The organism is Sphingomonas sp. 67-41 (genome assembly GCF_001899725.1).
In the GTDB taxonomy this organism is placed as follows: Bacteria; Pseudomonadota; Alphaproteobacteria; order Sphingomonadales; family Sphingomonadaceae; genus Sphingomonas; species Sphingomonas leidyi.
Genome location: NZ_MKWJ01000022.1, coordinates 1 through 17383 on the forward strand (window position 1 = coordinate 1; position 17383 = coordinate 17383).

Sequence of the window (17383 nt, forward strand, 5' to 3'; positions counted from 1 at the left end):
GTTCGTCTGCGCCGCGTCCTTCGGCATGTTCTCGAGAACGGTGGCGACGGCTGCTTCGAGCGCGATCGTGATCTTCGACATTGCGTATCCCCTGCTGCGGCAGCGCCCCGGCTGCTGCTGTCGTGCGGGGAATATGAACGGGGGCAAGGGGCCCGCCAATTTGGCGGGAACCCTTATGGTAATCGCACCTTACGGATGAATCCGGGCCCGGCGCGTCGACGATTCGTTAACCATGGCCGCGACTCGCGCGCTCAAGCGAACACCTCTTCGAGGAAATTGGCCATCGCCTGCCAGCTGCGGCGGTCGGCCTTGGGCTCGTAGACCACGCCTGGCACCGTGGACGTCTTGCGGTCCCGGTCGGTGAAGGCATGGCCGGCATGGCCATAGGCATGGATCTGCCAGTCGGCGCCCGATTCGGTCAGCTCCCGGGCCAGCGCCACGGTCTTCTCGGGCGGCGCGATCGGATCTTCCCAGCCATGGCAGACGAGCAGCCTGGCCGCGATCGGCGCGACATTGGCATAGTCGGGGCGGTCGTAGACGCCGTGGAACGAGACGCCGCCGAGGATCGGCAGCCCCGCCCGCGCCATGTCGAGCACGCACTTGCCGCCGAAGCAGAAGCCGATCGCGGCCAGCCTGGCGGGATCGACCCGGTCGAAACCGGCCAGCGCTTCCAGCGAAGCCGCCAGCCGGGCGCGCAGCAGCGCCCGGTCGGCGTTGAGCGCATCCATATATTCGTTGCGGTTGGGCGAGGCGTGCGTCACGCGCTTGCCCTGGCCGTAAATGTCGGCCGCCAGCGCGACATAGCCGAGCTTGGCGAGGTTCTCGGCATGGACGTTGTCGGCTTCCTTCTGGCCGAGCACATTGGGCAGGACCAGCACGCCCGGGCGCAGCGTCGTCACTTCGTCCTCATAGGCGACCACGCCCTCGAAGGGGCCGCCGGGACCGTGATATGCCAGAGTCTGCCGAACGATCGCCATCGCCTGTCTCCCTTGTCCCCGCCGCTCCCGCCGCTAAGGACGCTCGCAACCGGTTGCAAGGAGTTCGCATGCCCAAGCTCGTCCTGATCCGCCACGGCCAGTCGGCCTGGAACCTCGAAAACCGCTTCACCGGCTGGTGGGACGTCGACCTGACCGAGCAGGGCGTGCAGGAAGCGGCGGCCGCGGGCACGCTGATGAAGGAGAAGGGGCTCGACTTCGACCTGTGCTTCACCAGCTTCCAGAGCCGCGCGATCAAGACGCTGCACCTGGCGCTCGAAGCGATGGGACGCCTCTGGCTGCCCGAGGAGAAGAGCTGGAAGCTGAACGAGCGCCATTATGGCGGCCTGACCGGGCTGAACAAGGCGGAGACCGCGGCGCTGCATGGCGACGAGCAGGTGAAGATCTGGCGCCGCAGCTTCGACGTGCCGCCGCCGCTCCCCGAAGCGGGCTCGCCCTGGGACCTGGCCAGGGACGCGCGCTATCGCGGCGTGGCGATCCCGCAGACCGAGAGCCTGAAGGACACGATCGCGCGCGTGCTGCCCTATTGGGAGGAACGGATCGCCCCCGAGCTCAAGGCCGGCAAGCGCGTGCTGATCGCCGCGCACGGCAACTCGCTGCGCGCGCTGGTGAAGCATCTCTCGGGCATTCCCGACGACGAGATCGTCAGCCTGGAAATCCCGACCGGCCAGCCGATCGTCTATGAGCTGGACGACGCGCTGAACGAAGTCGAGCGCTACTATCTGAGCGAGCGGTAGATTCAGCGCCTGGCAATCATGGTGCGGCGCGTACGCAAGATGCGGACGCGCTGCATATGGCCGGGGATGTAGCGGGCACGGGCGCAAACATAGAAGTCCCCCCACAGACGTGACTCGAAAGGCCGGCCCTTCCAGAACTGCTTGATCGCCCGGGGCACCTCTGCGTCGCTGTCATTGTCGTGCAGGTTGAGCACATGGCGGGTGCCGCGTACCCAGAGGCGATTGATGCCGCTGCCGTTCGCCACATAGAAGGCGCCGCGCACCCACTGGCACTAGCCGACATGGATGGGAAATTCGGACGGCCCAGCGGCAGTCGCGCCGGCGAGCAGGGCGAAGGCGAACAGCATCATCGGACGATAGGGCAATGCCCCTCGCACTTCCAGCCGGGATGGGTTGCCCTCTCCCGCCCTTCCCTCTAGTCACGCCGCTTCCAACAGCACGGGGCAAGACGTGGCACCTCTGGTCGGCATCATCATGGGCAGCACTTCCGACTGGGAGACGATGCACCACGCCGCCAAGGTGCTCGAGAAGCTCGGCGTGCCGCACGAGACCAAGGTCGTCTCGGCGCATCGCACCCCGCAACGGCTCTACGACTATGCCACCGGCGCGGCCGGGCGCGGCCTCAAGGTGATCGTCGCCGGGGCCGGCGGCGCGGCGCACCTGCCCGGCATGGCCGCTTCGATGACGCACTTGCCGGTGCTCGGCGTGCCGGTGGAATCCAAGGCGCTCAAGGGCATGGACAGCCTGCTCTCGATCGCCCAGATGCCCGGCGGCATCCCCGTGGGCACGCTGGCGATCGGCAAGGCTGGCGCGATCAATGCCGGGCTGCTCGCCGCCGCGATCCTGGCGACTTCGGACGAAGCGCTCAGCCAGCGCCTCCAGGCGTGGCGCGCGGCACAGACCGAGAGCGTGGCGACCGATCCCGAATGAGCGACGCGCTGCCCCCCGGATCGACGATCGGCATCCTGGGCGGGGGCCAGCTCGGCCGCATGCTCGCCGTCGCCGCCGCGCAGCTGGGCTATCGCACCCATGTGCTCGCGCCCGATGAAGAGAGCGTCGCCGCGCAGACCGCCTCCAGCTACACGCGCGCCGACTATCACAGCCGCATCGTGCTCGACGAGCTCGCCGCCCAGTGTGACGTGATCACCTATGAGTTCGAGAATATCGCGATCGGGCCGGTGGAGTTCCTCGCCGGCAAGGTGCCGGTGCGCCCCGGCGCGCAGAGCCTGTCGATCGCGCAGGACCGGGCGCGCGAGAAGGCGTTCGTCGCCGCGCTGGGCGGGCGGACCGCGCCCTGGGCGCTGGTCGAGACCCGCGCGCAGCTCGACGCCGCCATCGCCGAGATCGGTGCGCCGTCGATCCTGAAGACGCTGCGCCTGGGCTATGACGGCAAGGGCCAGGTGCGCATCCGCGACGCGGCCGAGGCGGCTTCGGCCTGGGAGGAGATCGGCGAGCGGCCGGCGATCCTCGAAGGCTTTGTGACGTTCAGCCACGAATTCTCGATCATCACGGTGCGCGGCGTCGACGGTTCGCTGGCCAGCTATCCGCCGCCCTGGAACGAGCACAAGGACGGCATCCTCGACAAGTCGACCGTGCCCGCCCCCGCCGAGATCGCACGCCACTGGACCGAGGCGGCGGCGCTCGCCGGCCGGGTGGCCGAGGCGCTGGGCCATGTCGGCGTGCTGACGCTGGAATTCTTCGCGACCGACGACGGGCCGGTGTTCAACGAAATGGCGCCGCGCGTGCACAATTCGGGGCATTGGACGATCGAAGGTGCCGAATGCTCGCAGTTCGAGAACCATATCCGCGCGATCTGCGGGCTGCCGCTCGGCAGCACCGGGCTCACCGGCACGGGGATCGAGATGGAGAACCTGATCGGCGCGGATGCCGATCGCTGGCCCGAGCTGCTCGCCGAGCCGGGCACGCACCTCCACCTCTATGGCAAGGGCGATGCCCGGCCGGGGCGGAAGATGGGCCATGTCACGCGAGTGAAGCGGGCATAGCCCCTCCCCTCCCTGCAAGGGGGAGTTCAGGTCAGTGCTTCTTCCGCGGCACCAGATGGATCGCTCCGACGATCGCCGCGCCGACGATCAGGCCGCAGATGCCCGCACCGATCGCGCCGATCAGCCATTCGACGAACCCGCCCGCGAACGGCACCGCATGGCCGGCTGCTTCGGCAAGGTGATGGACGAAATGCGGAATCGCATTCAGCCCGAACGCCTCGAATCCGTGGAGCAGAATGCCGCCGCCGACCCAGACCATCGCCGCCACGCCGATGTGCGACAATGCCTGGAGCAGCACCGGCATCGCCTGGACCAGCAGCCTGCCCGTGCGCTGCGCGATCGCCGAGGGGCGCTTGCTCAGGTGCAGCCCGATATCGTCCATCTTCACGATCAGCGCGACCACGCCATAGACGCCGATCGTGATCGCGACCGCAACTGCCGCCAGCGCCGCCGCGCGCATGCCGAACGACGCATCGGGCAACTCGGCCAGCGCGATCGCCATGATCTCCGCCGACAGGATGAAATCGGTGCGCACCGCGCCGGCGACCTGGCGCTTCTCCAGCTCGGCCGGCGTATCGATCCCGGCGACTTCCGCCTCGGCATGATGGCCGGCCAGCGCCTCGACGATCTTCTCCGCCGCCTCGAAGCACAGATAGGAGCCGCCGAGCATCAGCAGCGGCGTCAGCGCCCAAGGCGCGAAGGCGCTGAGCGCGAGCGCGACCGGCAGGATGAAGAGCAGCTTGTTGCGGAGCGACCCGAGCGTGATCTTCCAGATGATCGGCAGCTCGCGATCCGGCGTGAGGCCGACGACATAGCGCGGCGTGACCGCGGCATCGTCGATCACCACTCCTGCCGCCTTGGTGCCGGCGCGCCCCGCGGCTCCCGCCACGTCGTCCAGCGAGGCCGCCGCCAGCTTGGCGAGCGCGGCAACGTCATCCAGCAATGCGACCAGACCGCCCGGCATGTATCCCCCTTTGTGAACTGGCGTTCAGCCCATAGCGAAGCCGCGGTTCGGCGCAACGCACTGGCCTGCACCTTTTCTCCTAATCGCCCGCATCGGGACTGCTGATCCGCTTGCGAAACAAGGGGCCCGGCCGGTTCCTCCGTCCTGCTCTGGTGCGCTCGCGAGGTGCCGGTTCGGGAAGGCGCGGGGCTGCCGCCCGGCGGCACCGCGTCTTGCGGAAGCGGGGGTAACGGTTCGCCCCCGCTTCCGCACTTCCCCGCAAAATGAAACGCCCGCCCCGCATGGTGCGGGACGGGCGCTCCGATCAGCTTGGGTTACGTGCCGTCAGGCGCGCGTGCCGGTGAGCGGGAAAGCGCCGAACGCGCCCGCCGTGACGGTGCCGGTCATCGCGTCGCCGTCCACGGTCGCCTCGCCGGTGAGCGTCATCGGCATGGGGACCGACACGTCCATCGTCCAGGTCAGCTTGTCGCCATCGGTCTTGCCGTCCTTGGCTTCGGCATTGCCCATCGCGCCGGCGAAGGTGCCGGTGAAGGTGTCGCCGTCGCTCGTCACGGTGAACACTGCCGCCTGGTCGCCCAGCGGCGACTTAACGACCGTGTTCCAGCTGCCGTCCACATTCGCCATGAGAACTCTCCTGATTAATTGGCCGCCGGCTTGGTGCTTGCCAGCGACGCTGCGGGGACCACCTCGACGGGCAGGCCGATGCTGTCAAGCTGCGGCCGGACCTTCGCGGCATCGCCGACGACCACGAAAACGAACTTGTTCGGGTCGAGAGCCGCGCGTGCCGCAGCGTCAAGCTGGGGTATGGCGAGCATCCGATATTTTTGTGCGATGGTGCTGAAATAATCGTCCGGACGGCGGCGCAGGTCGTTCTGCTGCATCGCGTTGAGCACGGCGTCCGACGTCTCGAAGCGGCCGGGCAGCTCGCGAGTCGAGCCATTGACTTCGCGCGTCAGCTCCTCGGGCGTCACGCCCTTGGTGGTCAGGAAGTCGCGCACCTGCTGCTGGATCGCCTTGATCGAATCGCCCGTCCTGTCCGCCTGGACCGGAGCGCTGATCGTATAGGGCACGGCGTGCTCCAGGAAGGAATAGCCGCCGCCCGCGCCATAGGACCAGTGCTTGGCCTCGCGCAGGTCCATGTTGATGCGCGAGAGGAAGCCCGAGCCGAGCGCCTGGTTGGCGGTGGTCACCGCCAGCGTGTCCGAGAAGGGATCGACGCCGGTCAGCTGCGCCGCGACGATCTGCGACTGCGGCGAATTGGGCCGGTCGATCAGGATGATCCGGGGTGTCATCGCCTGGGCCGAGGGTGCGAAGGCCTTGGCGCCGGCCGGCCCCTCGCTCTTCCAGCCGCCGAAGCGCGTCTCGAGCGCGGCCTTGATCTCGGCGAGCGGACGGTCGCTGACGACGAAGATCTTGGCCTTGTCCGGACGGATCCAGGCATTGTGCCAGGCGACCAGATCGTCGCGCGTGATCGTCTTCACGACCGCCGGATCGCCCGAGCCGGCGCCGAGCTTGGCATAGGGGCTACCCGCCCCGTAGAGCACGCGCGGCACCATGCGGCCGGACAGGCCGGTCGGGCTGGTCAGCTCCTGCGCGATGCCAGCGAGCATCTGGCCCCGCACGCGCTCGATCTCGGCCGGCACGAAGGCGGGCCGCTCCACCACATCGGCGAACAGGTCGAGCGCACCGGCCAGGTTGGGGCTCGGCGCATCGACGCCCAGATAGGTGCGATCGGCCGAGCTGCCCGAGCCGATGGTCGCGCCCAGCCGCTCGCGCGCTTCGGCGAGCGCCGTCGAATCGAGGCTGGTCGTGCCTTCGTCCATCATGTTGAGCGTCAGGCGCTGGGTGCCGAGCTTGCCCGCAGGATCGGCGGCGACGCCGGCATCGAAACTCATCTCGATCTGGGTGACCGGCACGGCATTGCGATGGGCATAGACCAGCTCGATGCCGTTCGAGAGCCGGGTGCGCTCCACCTTGGGGAAGACGAGATCGCCGATCGGGGCGACGGCGGGCAGTGCGCCGCGGGTGCCCTTCACCGGCTCGGCCTTGGCGCCTTCGGCCGGCTTCGCGGCGACGGCGGTCGCTTCCTGATAGGCCTCCCGCTGGCCAGGCACGACCATCACGGTGAGTGCGGGCCGGTTGAGCCACTTGTTCGCCGCCGCGGTCACTTCGGCCGGCGTGACCCGTGCCATCGCTTCCAGCTCCTTCCTGAAGTGGAGCGGGTCGCCCGAATAGAGCTCGCCCGACGCGAGCGCCACGGCCTTGCCGCCAAAGCCGCCGACCGATTCCAGCCCCGCGATGCGGCCGGAGACATTGGTGGTGGCGACGCGCTTCACTTCGTCCGCGGTCGGCCCGTTCTTGAGGAGATCGGCCAGGATCTCGTCGAGGCGCTTCGATACCACCGCCGGATCGACGCCGGGCTTCACCACCGCCTGGACCATGAAGATGCCGATCTGCGCCAGCGACTGGACGTTGCTCGACACCTGGACGGCGGTCTTGTCCTTGCGGACCAGTTCATTGTCGAGCCGCGAGCTGGCGAGGCCGCCCAGCACCGAGGCGAAGACGTTGAGCGCCGTCGCATCCTTGTCGTTCAGCCCGGGTACCGCCCAGCTGCGCAGGATCAGGGTGGCGGCGACGCTGTCCTTGATCGTCACCGTCTTGGGTGCGGCCAGCGTCGGCACCGTGACCTGCGGCAGCACGCTCTTCGGACCGGCCGGGATCGCGCCGAAATATTTCTCGACCAGCGGCCGGGCTTCCTTGACGTCGACATCGCCGGCGAGGACGAGGATCGCGTTGTTCGGGCCGTAATGCGCGCGGAACCAGTTCTTGACGTCGTCGAGGCTCGCGGCATCGAGATCGGCCATCGAACCGATCACGTTATGGCCATAGGGCGTGCTGCCGAGCAGTTCCTCGAGCACCTTGTAGAAGACCAGGCCATAGGGCTGGTTGTCGCCCTGACGCTTCTCGTTCTGGACGACGCCGCGCTGCTCGTCGAGCACGTCCTGGGTGATCGCGCCGAGCAGATAGCCCATGCGGTCGCTCTCGAGGAACAGCGCGCGATCGAGCGCCGGGCGCGGCACGGTCTCGAAATAATTGGTGCGATCGAAGCTGGTGGTGCCGTTGAAATCGGTGGCGCCGACCTGCTTGAGCGGCTCGAAGAAATCGCCCGGGGCATTCTCCGAGCCGTTGAACATCAGATGCTCGAACAGGTGCGCGAAGCCGGTCTTGCCGGCGGGTTCGTGCTTCGAGCCGACATCGTACCAGGTCGACACCGCGACGATCGGCGCCTTGCGATCGGTATGGACCAGCACGCGCAGGCCGTTCGGAAGCGTGAAGCCCTCATAGGGGATGTCGATCTTCTTCACGAGCTCGGCCACCGGAACTGGCTTGGCCCCTGCCGGGGCGGCAGCGGCGGCGGCGGGCGCCTGCTGGGCGAATACGGGCACGGCAGCGCCAATCGCCAGCGCGCAGATCGACGCGCCGCAAAGCATCCGGAACGATTTCATGTAGCTGTTTCCCCGAGAGACAAGAGAGAGGGCGAGCATAGCGCCGGGCAGGCCCGCCGCAAGCCGGTTGCACCCGCATTCATTTGCTCTAGCCTGCGGAAAACTGCGCCATTCCGGGGAGAAATCCGTGCACCGCAAATCGTTTCTCATCGCGCTGGCACTCGCCCTGGCACCGGCCGCGGCGTGGGCGCAGGTGGGGGCGCAGGTGGGGGCGCAGGCGGAGGCGCAGGCGGGGGCCGGGGAACCGGCGTTCAGCCCCGACGAAGTGCGCGCGCATGTCGAGTTCCTCGCCGACGACCTGCTCGGCGGGCGCGACAACGGGACCCAGGGGTTCGAGATCGCGGCACGCTATGTCTCCAGCCGCTTCGACGCGATGGGCTTCAAGCCCGGCGGGACGCAAGGCTGGTACCAGCCGGTCAACATCGCGGACTATGTGCTCGACGTCGGGAAGCCGGCCTCGCTCGCGGTTGGCGCGAAACGGTTCGCCAGCGGCCAGGACGTGCTGTTCGGTCCGAGCCCGCTCCACGGCAACGAGACCCAGACCCTCACCGCCGACGCGGTGTTCGTCGGCCATGGTCGCGAGGCCGACTATGCCGGGGTCGACGCGACCGGCAAGTTCGTCGTCACGCTGCTCGGCAATCCGCCGGGCATCGAACCCGGCAAGCTCGACAAGGCCGCCGTCGCCGGCCGGCACGGCGCGCTCGGCCTGATCTATCTCGTCACGCCGGACAATCTGAAGGACGCCTTCCCCTGGGCGCAGGCCGTCACCTATTTCCAGGGCCCGCAGACCAACTGGCTGAGCCCGGACGGCTTCCCCAGGGGCGAGAATCCCGGGCTCAGGATCGGCGCCTATGTGAAGGGCGCCGCCGCCGAGGCGTTGTTCAAGGACGCGCCGATGCGCGCCGACCAGCTCTATGCCATGCTCGCCGCCCCGGGCGGCACGCCGGGCAGCTTCGCGCTCAAGCAGCGGCTCACCCTGCAGCGGACCAGCATCGTCACGGTGAAGAAGAGCGAGAACGTGATCGGCATCCTGCCGGGATCGGATCCGAAGCTCGCCGATGAATATGTCGTGCTCTCCGCGCATCTCGACCATGAGGGCACCGATCCGGGCCTGGCGGGCGAGGACAAGATCTACAATGGCGCGATGGACAATGCCGCGGGCGTGGCGACGATGCTGGAAGCCGCGCGCGCCTTCACGCAGAGCGGCAAGCGCCCGCGCCGCTCGATCCTGTTCGTCGCGCTCACCGCCGAGGAGGACGGGCTGATCGGTTCCGAGTTCCTCGCGCGCTATCCGGTCGTGGGCGGCGGCAAGGTGGTGGCCGACGTCAATCTCGACATGCCGATCCTGCTCTATGACTTCCAGGACGTGGTCGCCTTCGGCGCCGAGCATTCGACGCTCGGGCCGATCGTCGCGCGCGCGGCGGCGAAGATGGGCGTGGCGCTCTCGCCCGATCCCATGCCCGAAGAGCAGCTGTTCCTCCGTTCGGATCACTATAGTTTCGTCAAGGCCGGCGTGCCGTCGATCTTCCTCGTCACCGGCTTCAGGAATGGCGGCGAGAAGGCGTTCCGCGACTTCCTGAAGGCGCACTACCACAAGGTGAGCGACGATATCCGCCAACCGTTCGACTGGCAGGCCGGCGCCAGGTTCGCGAAGATCAACTATCTGATCGCGCGCGAAATCGCCGATGCCGACCAGGAGCCGCGCTGGTACCAGGGCAACAGCTTCGGCGAACGCTATGCCAGGGATGCGCCCAAGGCACCGCGGCCGGCGAATGTGCCGGCCGCCACGGCACCGAAGGCGATTTCGATTGCCGTGCCGGCACCGGCGAAGAACTGAGCGGCGCGGAAACGGGGCTTTCTCTGCTTTTCCGCCAGGCGGAAAGGCGGCAGGCTCCCGCACCAGCCGTGCGAGGACTCGACCCGCCGTGTACCAGGCCGCCAAGCGCAAGCCGATTGCCGATCGCCCCGCCGCGACCGGGCCCGCCGGACCTGCGCCCGTGCAATGCGTCGCGGCGCCGGCGCCCTATCATGCGCTCCCCGCCTCGGTCGGCCTTGCGGCGCCCAATCGCACCGGCCTGCCCAATGGGCTGAAAAGCGGCATCGAAACGCTGTCGGGCCTGTCGATGGACGATGTCCGCGTGCATCGCGGATCGAGCCGGCCCGCCACCATCCAGGCCCATGCCTATACCCAGGGCAGCGAGATCCATCTTGCCCCCGGGCAGGAGCGCCACTTGCCGCACGAGGCCTGGCACGTGGTGCAGCAGAAGCAGGGCCGCGTGCGCCCCACGCTCGATCTGAACGGCACCTCGATCAACGACGATGCCGGACTGGAAGGCGAAGCCGACCGGATGGGCCAGCGCGCCGAGCGGACGGGCGGCACGCCGGCCGGGTCGATGGCGCCGGTGCAACGGGCCGGCATCGCCGCGCCGGTGGTGCAGCGCTCGGTGCTGCACCTCAAGGACGATGAGGACAATTTCGTCTATTACTCCGACCTGGAAGTGGTCGAGCGAGGCAAGCGGCTCACCACCTTCACGTCACGGAAGGAGGCCCAGGAATTCGACGACACGCTGTCGGGCAACTCCGACGTCGTGGACGGGGCGATCACGACGAGCCAGCATCGGGCCCGCCGCGTGCCCACGCCCTATGGCCATCTCAAGACTGCCGTGACGGCCAAGGTGCGGCATCAGGAACAGGGGCCGCATTCGCTGTCGTTCATCGCCTTCGAGGAAAGGCTGCAGCACCGGCTGGCCAAGGGGCAGTATCTCGAACTTCTCGATCAGGTCGAAACGCCGGAACGGGCGATTTCCCTGATGAAGTCGGAATATGGCCTCGACGATGGCGACGACGTGCTCGAACGCTATGCGCTCGACTATCGCAGCCTGTACGACGAGTTCATGCGCCTGCTGAAGGGCGACGGCGATCACGGCGTCGGCTCGCTCTTCCACCTCGTCGCGCGCAAGCTGCTCCAGCTGAATCCGTACACGACCTATAACGGCCCCAAATCGACGAACCGCGGCGAGGACCGGCATGGCGTGTTGGGCTCCAACACGCTCGACACGAAGGCCAAGTACAAGAGCTCGCTCGAATATGAGACTTATCTGCAGACGCGCGGCGATCTGTTCCATTCGTCGGATGAGGAAGAGGACGAGCAGAAGCCGAAGGAGGGCGGCACGGCCTATGTCTTCTCTTCGATCTCACCGCGCGAGCGCCGCTACTCGCGCAAGGCGCGGGAGGAGCTCAAGAAGAAGAAGCGCAAGCCGGAATCCAGCAGCTCTTCCAAATCCAAGTCCTCGGACGAAGACGAGGACGAATCCAGCAGCAGCGACAGCGGCAAAGAGAAGAAACCCCATAAGAAATCGAGGAACGCCAAGACCCTAGCGTCACGCGATACGGTGACCTATTTCGGCCACAAGTTCAGTCCGAACACGGTCGGCATTCGCGATGGCGGCGAATGCTTCTGGGATACGATGCGCCATTATGGCTTCACCGCGAAGCAGCTTTCGGACGCCGCCGATGCAGCGGGCCTGACCGTGGATGTGGCTGTCGACGCGCGCGACATCACGGCGTTCGTCGATGCGCTCAACGACGAGGTCGAGGAGACGATCTGGGTGCGCCTTGTCACCTACGACCTGAAGACGCTCAAATATCAAAGCCGCGTCGACATCGGCGGCGGCGACAAGCAAGTCTATGTCGCGTTGTTCATGGATGGCGACCTGGGGCACTACGTGCCCGAGCTATAGCGGCGCGCGGCCGAACCGCGGCGCGCCGCACGGAAAGGGCCGGAGCTCGCGCCCCGGCCCTTCCCGCTGCCCTCCCCTTGCTGTCCGCGGGGAGGAGAGGCTCAGAACCCGGCCTTCAGCGTCACGAAGAATTGTTGCGGCGCGCCGACCATCAGCGTCTGGTTGTCGCCCGAATTGCCGAAGCCGTTCGTACCGATCGTCGAGACGTACTTCTTGTCGAACAGGTTGGTCGCGTTGGCCTGGATCTCCAGGCTGCGGCCGCCCAGGTCGAACTTGTAGCCGAGCGTGGCGTCGACCAGCACGCGGCCGGCGATCGACTGGTCGTTGGTATAGGTGAAATAGCGCCGGCTCATATAGTTGGCGCCGATGCGGGCGTTGAAGCCGGCAAGGTCGTAGGTCAGTTCGCCCTTGAGCAGGTGCTTGGGGGCATCGACCACGGTCTTGCCCTTGGTCGCCGCCAGCAGCGTGCCGGCCGCATTGCGCACATCGTCGCGATAGGTCGAGTCATTGTAGCTGTACGAGACGAATGCGCCGAAGCCGCTGCCCAGACGGAGATCGCCGGTCGCTTCGAAGCCGATGGCGCGGACGTCGCCGACATTCTGCAGCGTCACCGGATTGCCGACGATGCCGGCACCGGTGGTGACGCCGAGCAGGCGATTGCGGAAGTTGACATAATAGCCGGCGAGCGAGCCGGTGAACGGTCCCGAGCGCAGGCGGCCGCCCAGTTCCCAGGTGTCCGATTGCTCGGGCTTGAGCCTGGTCGAGCCCGAGAGGAGCGCGTTGAAGCCGGCCTGGGTGGTCGCGAACGGGCCGCTGGTGGCCGAGGCGACGAAGGCGCGAGTCACCTGAGTGAAGCCGCCGAACAGTTCGGCACCGGCCCCGAGGCGGTAGTTGAAGCCCGCGGTCGGCTGGAACCAATCGGTCACGTCGATCTTGCCGCGCGCCAGCGCGCCGGCGACGTTCGGATCGGCCGCGTTCTTCACCTTGAAGCCCTTCCAGCCCAGGTTCAGCGTCAGGTCGCCGAAGGTCAGCTTGTCCTCGACATAATATTGGAAGGTGTCCGTCGTGTAGTCATAGTCCCACTGGGTCGCGAACGGGTTCGACTGGAAATCGAGGCTGCGGCGCGACGGCGCGGTGCGGCTCGACAGGGCATAGAAGCGGCGGGCCTGCTGGAAATCGTTGCGCTCGTACCAGAAGCCGATGGTCACGTCGTTATGCTCGCCGAGCTTGCCGCCGGTATGGCCGAACACGCCCTTGCGATCGATGTCGTACTCGGTGGTGCGGATCGAGATGGGCGAGGTGCCGCCCGGGCTGGGCACGTACGGCGTGAACCACAGGCCCTGGCCGTGATTATTGTGGTAATAGCCCTTGAGCGCGAAGCGCAGGCCGCCGCTCTCGCCTTCGAAGCCGAGCGAGCCCAGCCAGTCGCGGCGCAGGCCCGCCGCGTCGAAATAGGCATCGTCCACCGTCGCGAAGGGCGCCGGATAGACTGTCCCCGCCGCCGCGTTCGACACCGGGGCACCGGTATCGCCGCGATTGTTCGCGATATCGGCGATGCGGACCGCGAGCGCATAGTCGTTCGAGATATTGTCCCAGTTGTAGCCGAGACGCTTGATCATGCCGAGCGACAGGTCCTGATAGTCGTTCTCGCGGCGGTCCGAATAGCTGATCGTGCCGACCAGGCGGACATCATCGGCCAGCGGCGCGACGATCTTGCCGTTCGCCTGGTTGGTGCGCTGCGAGCCCCAGCCCTTCCACTTGTCGAGGTCCGAATAGACATAGGAGGCATAGGCCTTCACGCCGCCGCCGATATCGCCGGTCTCGATCCGGCCGAAGATGCGCTTGGTGTTCTCGCTGCCATAGGTGCCCTCGGCATGGATGCCGAACTGGTCCGACGGATCGCGCGAGAAGAATTCCAGCGTGCCGCCGAGATTGTTGGTCGCCTGGGTGCCGAGCGAGCCGGCGCCCTGCGACACCCGGACCTCGCCGACATTCTCGCTGGTGATCGCGCGGCTGATGTGGAGGCCGTTGACGTTGCCGTAGCTGGCGTCGCCGAGGGGAATGCCGTCGAGCGTGAAGCCGAGCTGGTTCTGGTTGAAGCTGCGGATCGAGACGCGCGTGGCCCATTCATAGGCGCCGAAGGGATCGGCGGACTGGAAGTTGACGCTGGGCAGTTTCTCGATCGCCTTCAAGGGGCTGGTGCCGGCGGCGAGTTCGGCGATGTCGCTGCTGGAGAGCTGCTGGACCTGGCGGGTCTCGCCGCGGCCGATCACCACGATATGATTCTGGTCCGCGCCGTCGTCGGCGGCGGGCACCGGCCCGGCCGGCGCGTCCTGCGCGAAGGCGGCACCGGAAAGCAGCATCGAAGTGCCGGCGAGCAGAATGGAAAGCTTGCGCATGGCGGGTTCCCCCCAGGGTTTGTTTTCGGCGCGGGCACAGTGCCCGGCAGTCGGGGAGCTAGGATTTGTGCGTTGCAGCATCGCGTAGCCGCGATGTCAGTTGCGCGACCGTGAAGTTACAGCTTCCGGACACATTACGGAAACCGTAGCGGCAACCGCCATAACGAAGCTAATCGCCGTTCCTCTTTGCGGCTGCCTGGGTCATAGTCGCGGCAAGACGGTGAAGAGGAAGGCGGATGCATGCTCGCCTGCAACCCAGGCCCGGCCGACCCGCGCAGGACCTGCAGGCGCGCCCGCCTGCAGCTGGCACCCAGCCCGTAGCACAGCGCGCCGCGCCGGCGCATCTGGCGCCCGGGCGCGAGACGATCGCCGATTATGCCCGCTCGCGCGCCTCCGGCCTGGCCCGCGCGGCAGTGGCGGCCAACCGCACCGGCCTGCCCGATGGGCTGAAGACGGGCATCGAGACGCTTTCCGGCATCGCGCTCGACGATGTCCGCGTGCATCGCAACTCCGCCCGGCCCGCGCAACTTCAGGCGCATGCCTTTGCGCAGGGGAGCGACATCCATCTGGCGCCGGGCAAGGAAGGCCATCTGCCGCATGAGGCGTGGCACGTCGTCCAGCAGAAACAGGGCCGGGTCCGCGCGACGCAGCGGGCCGGCGGCGTCCCGATCAATGCGGACATCGCGCTGGAGGACGAAGCCGATGCGATGGGTGCCCGGGCGACGCGCGCGCCGCTGCCGCATGGGAGCGAGGGGCCGCCCGCACCGGCCTTCGCGCCGGCATCGCCCGCGGCCCAGTGCATACGAGTCGATGTCACCGATATCGGCCAGACCTTCGATGTGACGACCAATGCCGGCGTCCGGCAGAATGGCGTGCTCCAGGCGATCGGCATCAACGGCTGGTTCACCTTCAGCTGCGGCACGGTGCGCGGCCAGGGCAATATCCATGCGCGGGTCGGCGCATCGTCCTCGAGCGCGACGGGCCCGGGAAGCACGCTCACTACCGGCGCGCCCAGCTCCACGCCGCCCGGCTCCACCCCGCCCGGCTCCACCCCGCCCGGCTCCACCCCGGTCGTGCCCGGCCATACCGGCACCCCTCCCTCCAGCGCGCCGAGCATCCCTTCCAGCAGCACGACCCAGGGCACTGCCCTTCCGACGACCCAGACCGAGTTCAACGTCCAGCAGATCGCGACGAGCCAGGGCATCAGCGGCTTGAGCGCGATCGGCCTGATCCGGGAAAGCTTCCAGAGCCAGCCGCGCACCGTGCGGGTCCATTATCCGTTCGGCAGCAAGACCATCTCGCGCGGCGGCGAAGCGTTCGACACGCCCCAGGAGACGACCAAGCGGGCGCAGGGCATGGTGAGCTATCGCACCAAGGACTATGGCAAGGGCCACAAGAAGGTCGACAAGGACTATTCCGACTTCGTCGACGAGCTTTCCGACAATGAGGCCGAGCCGGTCAAACGGGCACGCGCGAAGAACGTCCTGACCTTTCTCGAGAGCGACCCGACGGTCAAGTTCGGCGACCTGACCAGCGAAGGCCGGGCGGGCCTGGGCGGGCTCCTCTCGGTCGGGCTGATATCCGATCCGATGCGCACAGAGCATCATTCGCAGCGCACCCAGGACGACTTCCTGGAAGAGCTGCGCAAGCGCGAGCGCGGCGAGACCAGCTTCCACAAGGCGTTCGGCAGCAAGACCGGTTCGACCTTCCTGCCCGCGCGCAAGGGCGGATCGAAGGAGCAGCGCAAGCGGCTGCGCATGCTGGGCCCGCTCGCGCCGAAAGCGACGACGCCGAGCGTTCCGCAATCGAGCTCGGCGCAGTCGACCGGACCGCTGCCCGCGACGACCACGGCACCGCCCACGCAATCGCCCATCTTCGGCATATCGGTGCCGCAGCCGTCGCAGCAGATGCTCACCCTGCAGGCGAACGTGATCGGCGTGGCGGACGACCTGCTGCGCCTGCTGCAGCCGCAAGGCGACCAGGACGACGTCAATCGCGGCATCTTTGCCATCCAGGTGCAATATGCGCGCAATGTGGCGACGAACGCCAACCTGCTCTCCCCTGCGGCGCAGCTGCATCTGCACCAGCTGCTCGGCGCGCTCAACCATAGCTATCGCCAGGCGGCCCCGGTCCTTCGCCGCGACCTGATCTTCCACACCAATCCGGAGGATCCGCATGGCGTCGCCGGGCAAAGGCTGGCGGCACTCGAGCAAGTGTTCGCCGAATGCGGACAGATGGCCGCGCGCAATGCCCTGGCGATCGTCGGCCGGGACCCAAGCGCCCAGGCCGTCCAGGCCGATGTGGCCAATCAGGCCGGTCTCAATGCGCTCGGCAATTTCGCGAACAATATCGACGAGAACGCGATCCGGCAGATGCTGGCGACCGCAGGCGCGACCGACATCCCGGTCATGGGCAATATCGGCCAGGTCGGAGCGGTGGTCGACCATATCAACCAGAACGACCTGGCATGGCTGGCGCACATGCAGATCGGCCAGGGCGAAGTGGCCTCGCTGCAGCCGGTACGCGCCTTCATGCTGGGCACGATCCCTTCGCTGACGCTGATCCTGAACATACAGGGCCATGTGAACGCCGCGACCAAGCAGCTCCATTGGATCACGGTGCGGGTGACGCGCACCCAGCACGGGCTTGCCGTCCAGTATCTCGATTCCCTGCGCGCGCCCGCCGACTATACCGGCGTATTCACCGCGCTGCGCCAGCTCCTGTCGCGCGCGCCGGCGCAAGCCCAGCCGCAGGCGCAGCCCCAGCCGCCGCAGCATGGCGGGACGGGCGGCGCCTCGGGATCGTCCCCGGGTTCGAGCGGATTCGGCGCCTCCTTCTTCGGCCCGGGCCCCTCCTCCGGCCCGCTCGCACCGTCGACCTCGCCTTTCTCGCCGGGCTTCGGGACCGGCGGCTTCACCACCAGCTGGACCAGTTCGCCGCTGCCCAAACTGTTCCCGGAGCTCGACGATGACGATGCCAGCATGTCCTAGGTCGCTCTCCCACGGGCCGCTCGCCGCCGGTGGCAAGGCGCGGCCCGCC

General features: G+C 67.6%; 12 protein-coding genes. 6 read left to right on the plus strand and 6 right to left on the minus strand.

The window, feature by feature from the left end; all coding sequences use genetic code 11:
• Positions 1-251: 251 nt before the first annotated feature.
• A complete protein-coding gene (locus BGP17_RS11000; RefSeq protein ID WP_167300453.1) occupies positions 252-977 on the minus strand; it encodes a dienelactone hydrolase family protein in 726 nt (241 codons plus the stop codon).
• 68 nt (positions 978-1045) lie between these two features.
• Between BGP17_RS11000 and gpmA the strand changes: the two genes are divergently transcribed.
• A complete protein-coding gene (gene gpmA / locus BGP17_RS11005) occupies positions 1046-1732 on the plus strand; it encodes a 2,3-diphosphoglycerate-dependent phosphoglycerate mutase (protein ID WP_286711958.1) in 687 nt (228 codons plus the stop codon).
• Between the two features lie 2 nt (positions 1733-1734).
• Here gpmA and BGP17_RS11010 read toward each other — a convergent pair whose 3' ends face one another.
• Complete coding sequence (locus tag BGP17_RS11010; protein WP_286711959.1) at positions 1735-1995, minus strand: hypothetical protein; 261 nt, start codon at positions 1993-1995, stop codon at positions 1735-1737.
• Positions 1996-2206: 211 nt separating this feature from the next.
• On the opposite strand from BGP17_RS11010, the gene purE reads away from it, so the two are divergent.
• Both purE and BGP17_RS11020 read left to right on the plus strand, forming a co-directional pair.
• On the plus strand, positions 2207-2662 hold the full coding sequence (gene purE, locus BGP17_RS11015) for a 5-(carboxyamino)imidazole ribonucleotide mutase (RefSeq protein ID WP_208413680.1): 456 nt from the start codon (positions 2207-2209) through the stop codon (positions 2660-2662).
• Positions 2659-3735, plus strand: a complete 1077-nt coding sequence (locus tag BGP17_RS11020) for a 5-(carboxyamino)imidazole ribonucleotide synthase (RefSeq protein ID WP_167300449.1) — start codon at positions 2659-2661, stop codon at positions 3733-3735. The genes purE and BGP17_RS11020 overlap by 4 nt, the downstream gene beginning before the upstream one ends.
• A gap of 31 nt (positions 3736-3766) precedes the next feature.
• Here the strand turns inward: BGP17_RS11020 and BGP17_RS11025 are convergent, their stop codons facing one another.
• The 3 genes from BGP17_RS11025 to BGP17_RS11035 form a co-directional block, all read right to left on the minus strand.
• A complete protein-coding gene (locus tag BGP17_RS11025; RefSeq protein ID WP_286711960.1) occupies positions 3767-4699 on the minus strand; it encodes a DUF808 domain-containing protein in 933 nt (310 codons plus the stop codon).
• 324 nt (positions 4700-5023) lie between these two features.
• A complete protein-coding gene (locus BGP17_RS11030) occupies positions 5024-5323 on the minus strand; it encodes a hypothetical protein (protein WP_167300447.1) in 300 nt (99 codons plus the stop codon).
• Positions 5324-5337: 14 nt separating this feature from the next.
• A complete protein-coding gene (locus BGP17_RS11035; protein ID WP_286711961.1) occupies positions 5338-8205 on the minus strand; it encodes a M16 family metallopeptidase in 2868 nt (955 codons plus the stop codon).
• A gap of 127 nt (positions 8206-8332) precedes the next feature.
• Between BGP17_RS11035 and BGP17_RS11040 the strand changes: the two genes are divergently transcribed.
• Together BGP17_RS11040 and BGP17_RS11045 are read left to right on the plus strand one after the other, a co-directional pair.
• A complete protein-coding gene (locus tag BGP17_RS11040) occupies positions 8333-10042 on the plus strand; it encodes a M20/M25/M40 family metallo-hydrolase (protein WP_286711962.1) in 1710 nt (569 codons plus the stop codon).
• Positions 10043-10130: 88 nt separating this feature from the next.
• Positions 10131-11945 (plus strand): eCIS core domain-containing protein, encoded by a 1815-nt coding sequence (locus tag BGP17_RS11045; protein ID WP_286711963.1) that lies wholly within the window; start codon positions 10131-10133, stop codon positions 11943-11945.
• Positions 11946-12046: 101 nt separating this feature from the next.
• Here the strand turns inward: BGP17_RS11045 and BGP17_RS11050 are convergent, their stop codons facing one another.
• Positions 12047-14344, minus strand: a complete 2298-nt coding sequence (locus BGP17_RS11050) for a TonB-dependent receptor (protein ID WP_286711964.1) — start codon at positions 14342-14344, stop codon at positions 12047-12049.
• Positions 14345-14580: 236 nt separating this feature from the next.
• On the opposite strand from BGP17_RS11050, the gene BGP17_RS11055 reads away from it, so the two are divergent.
• The gene (locus BGP17_RS11055; protein ID WP_286711965.1) at positions 14581-17334 is read left to right on the plus strand and encodes an eCIS core domain-containing protein; all 2754 of its coding nucleotides are present in this window, start codon (positions 14581-14583) and stop codon (positions 17332-17334) included.
• Positions 17335-17383: the final 49 nt, after the last annotated feature.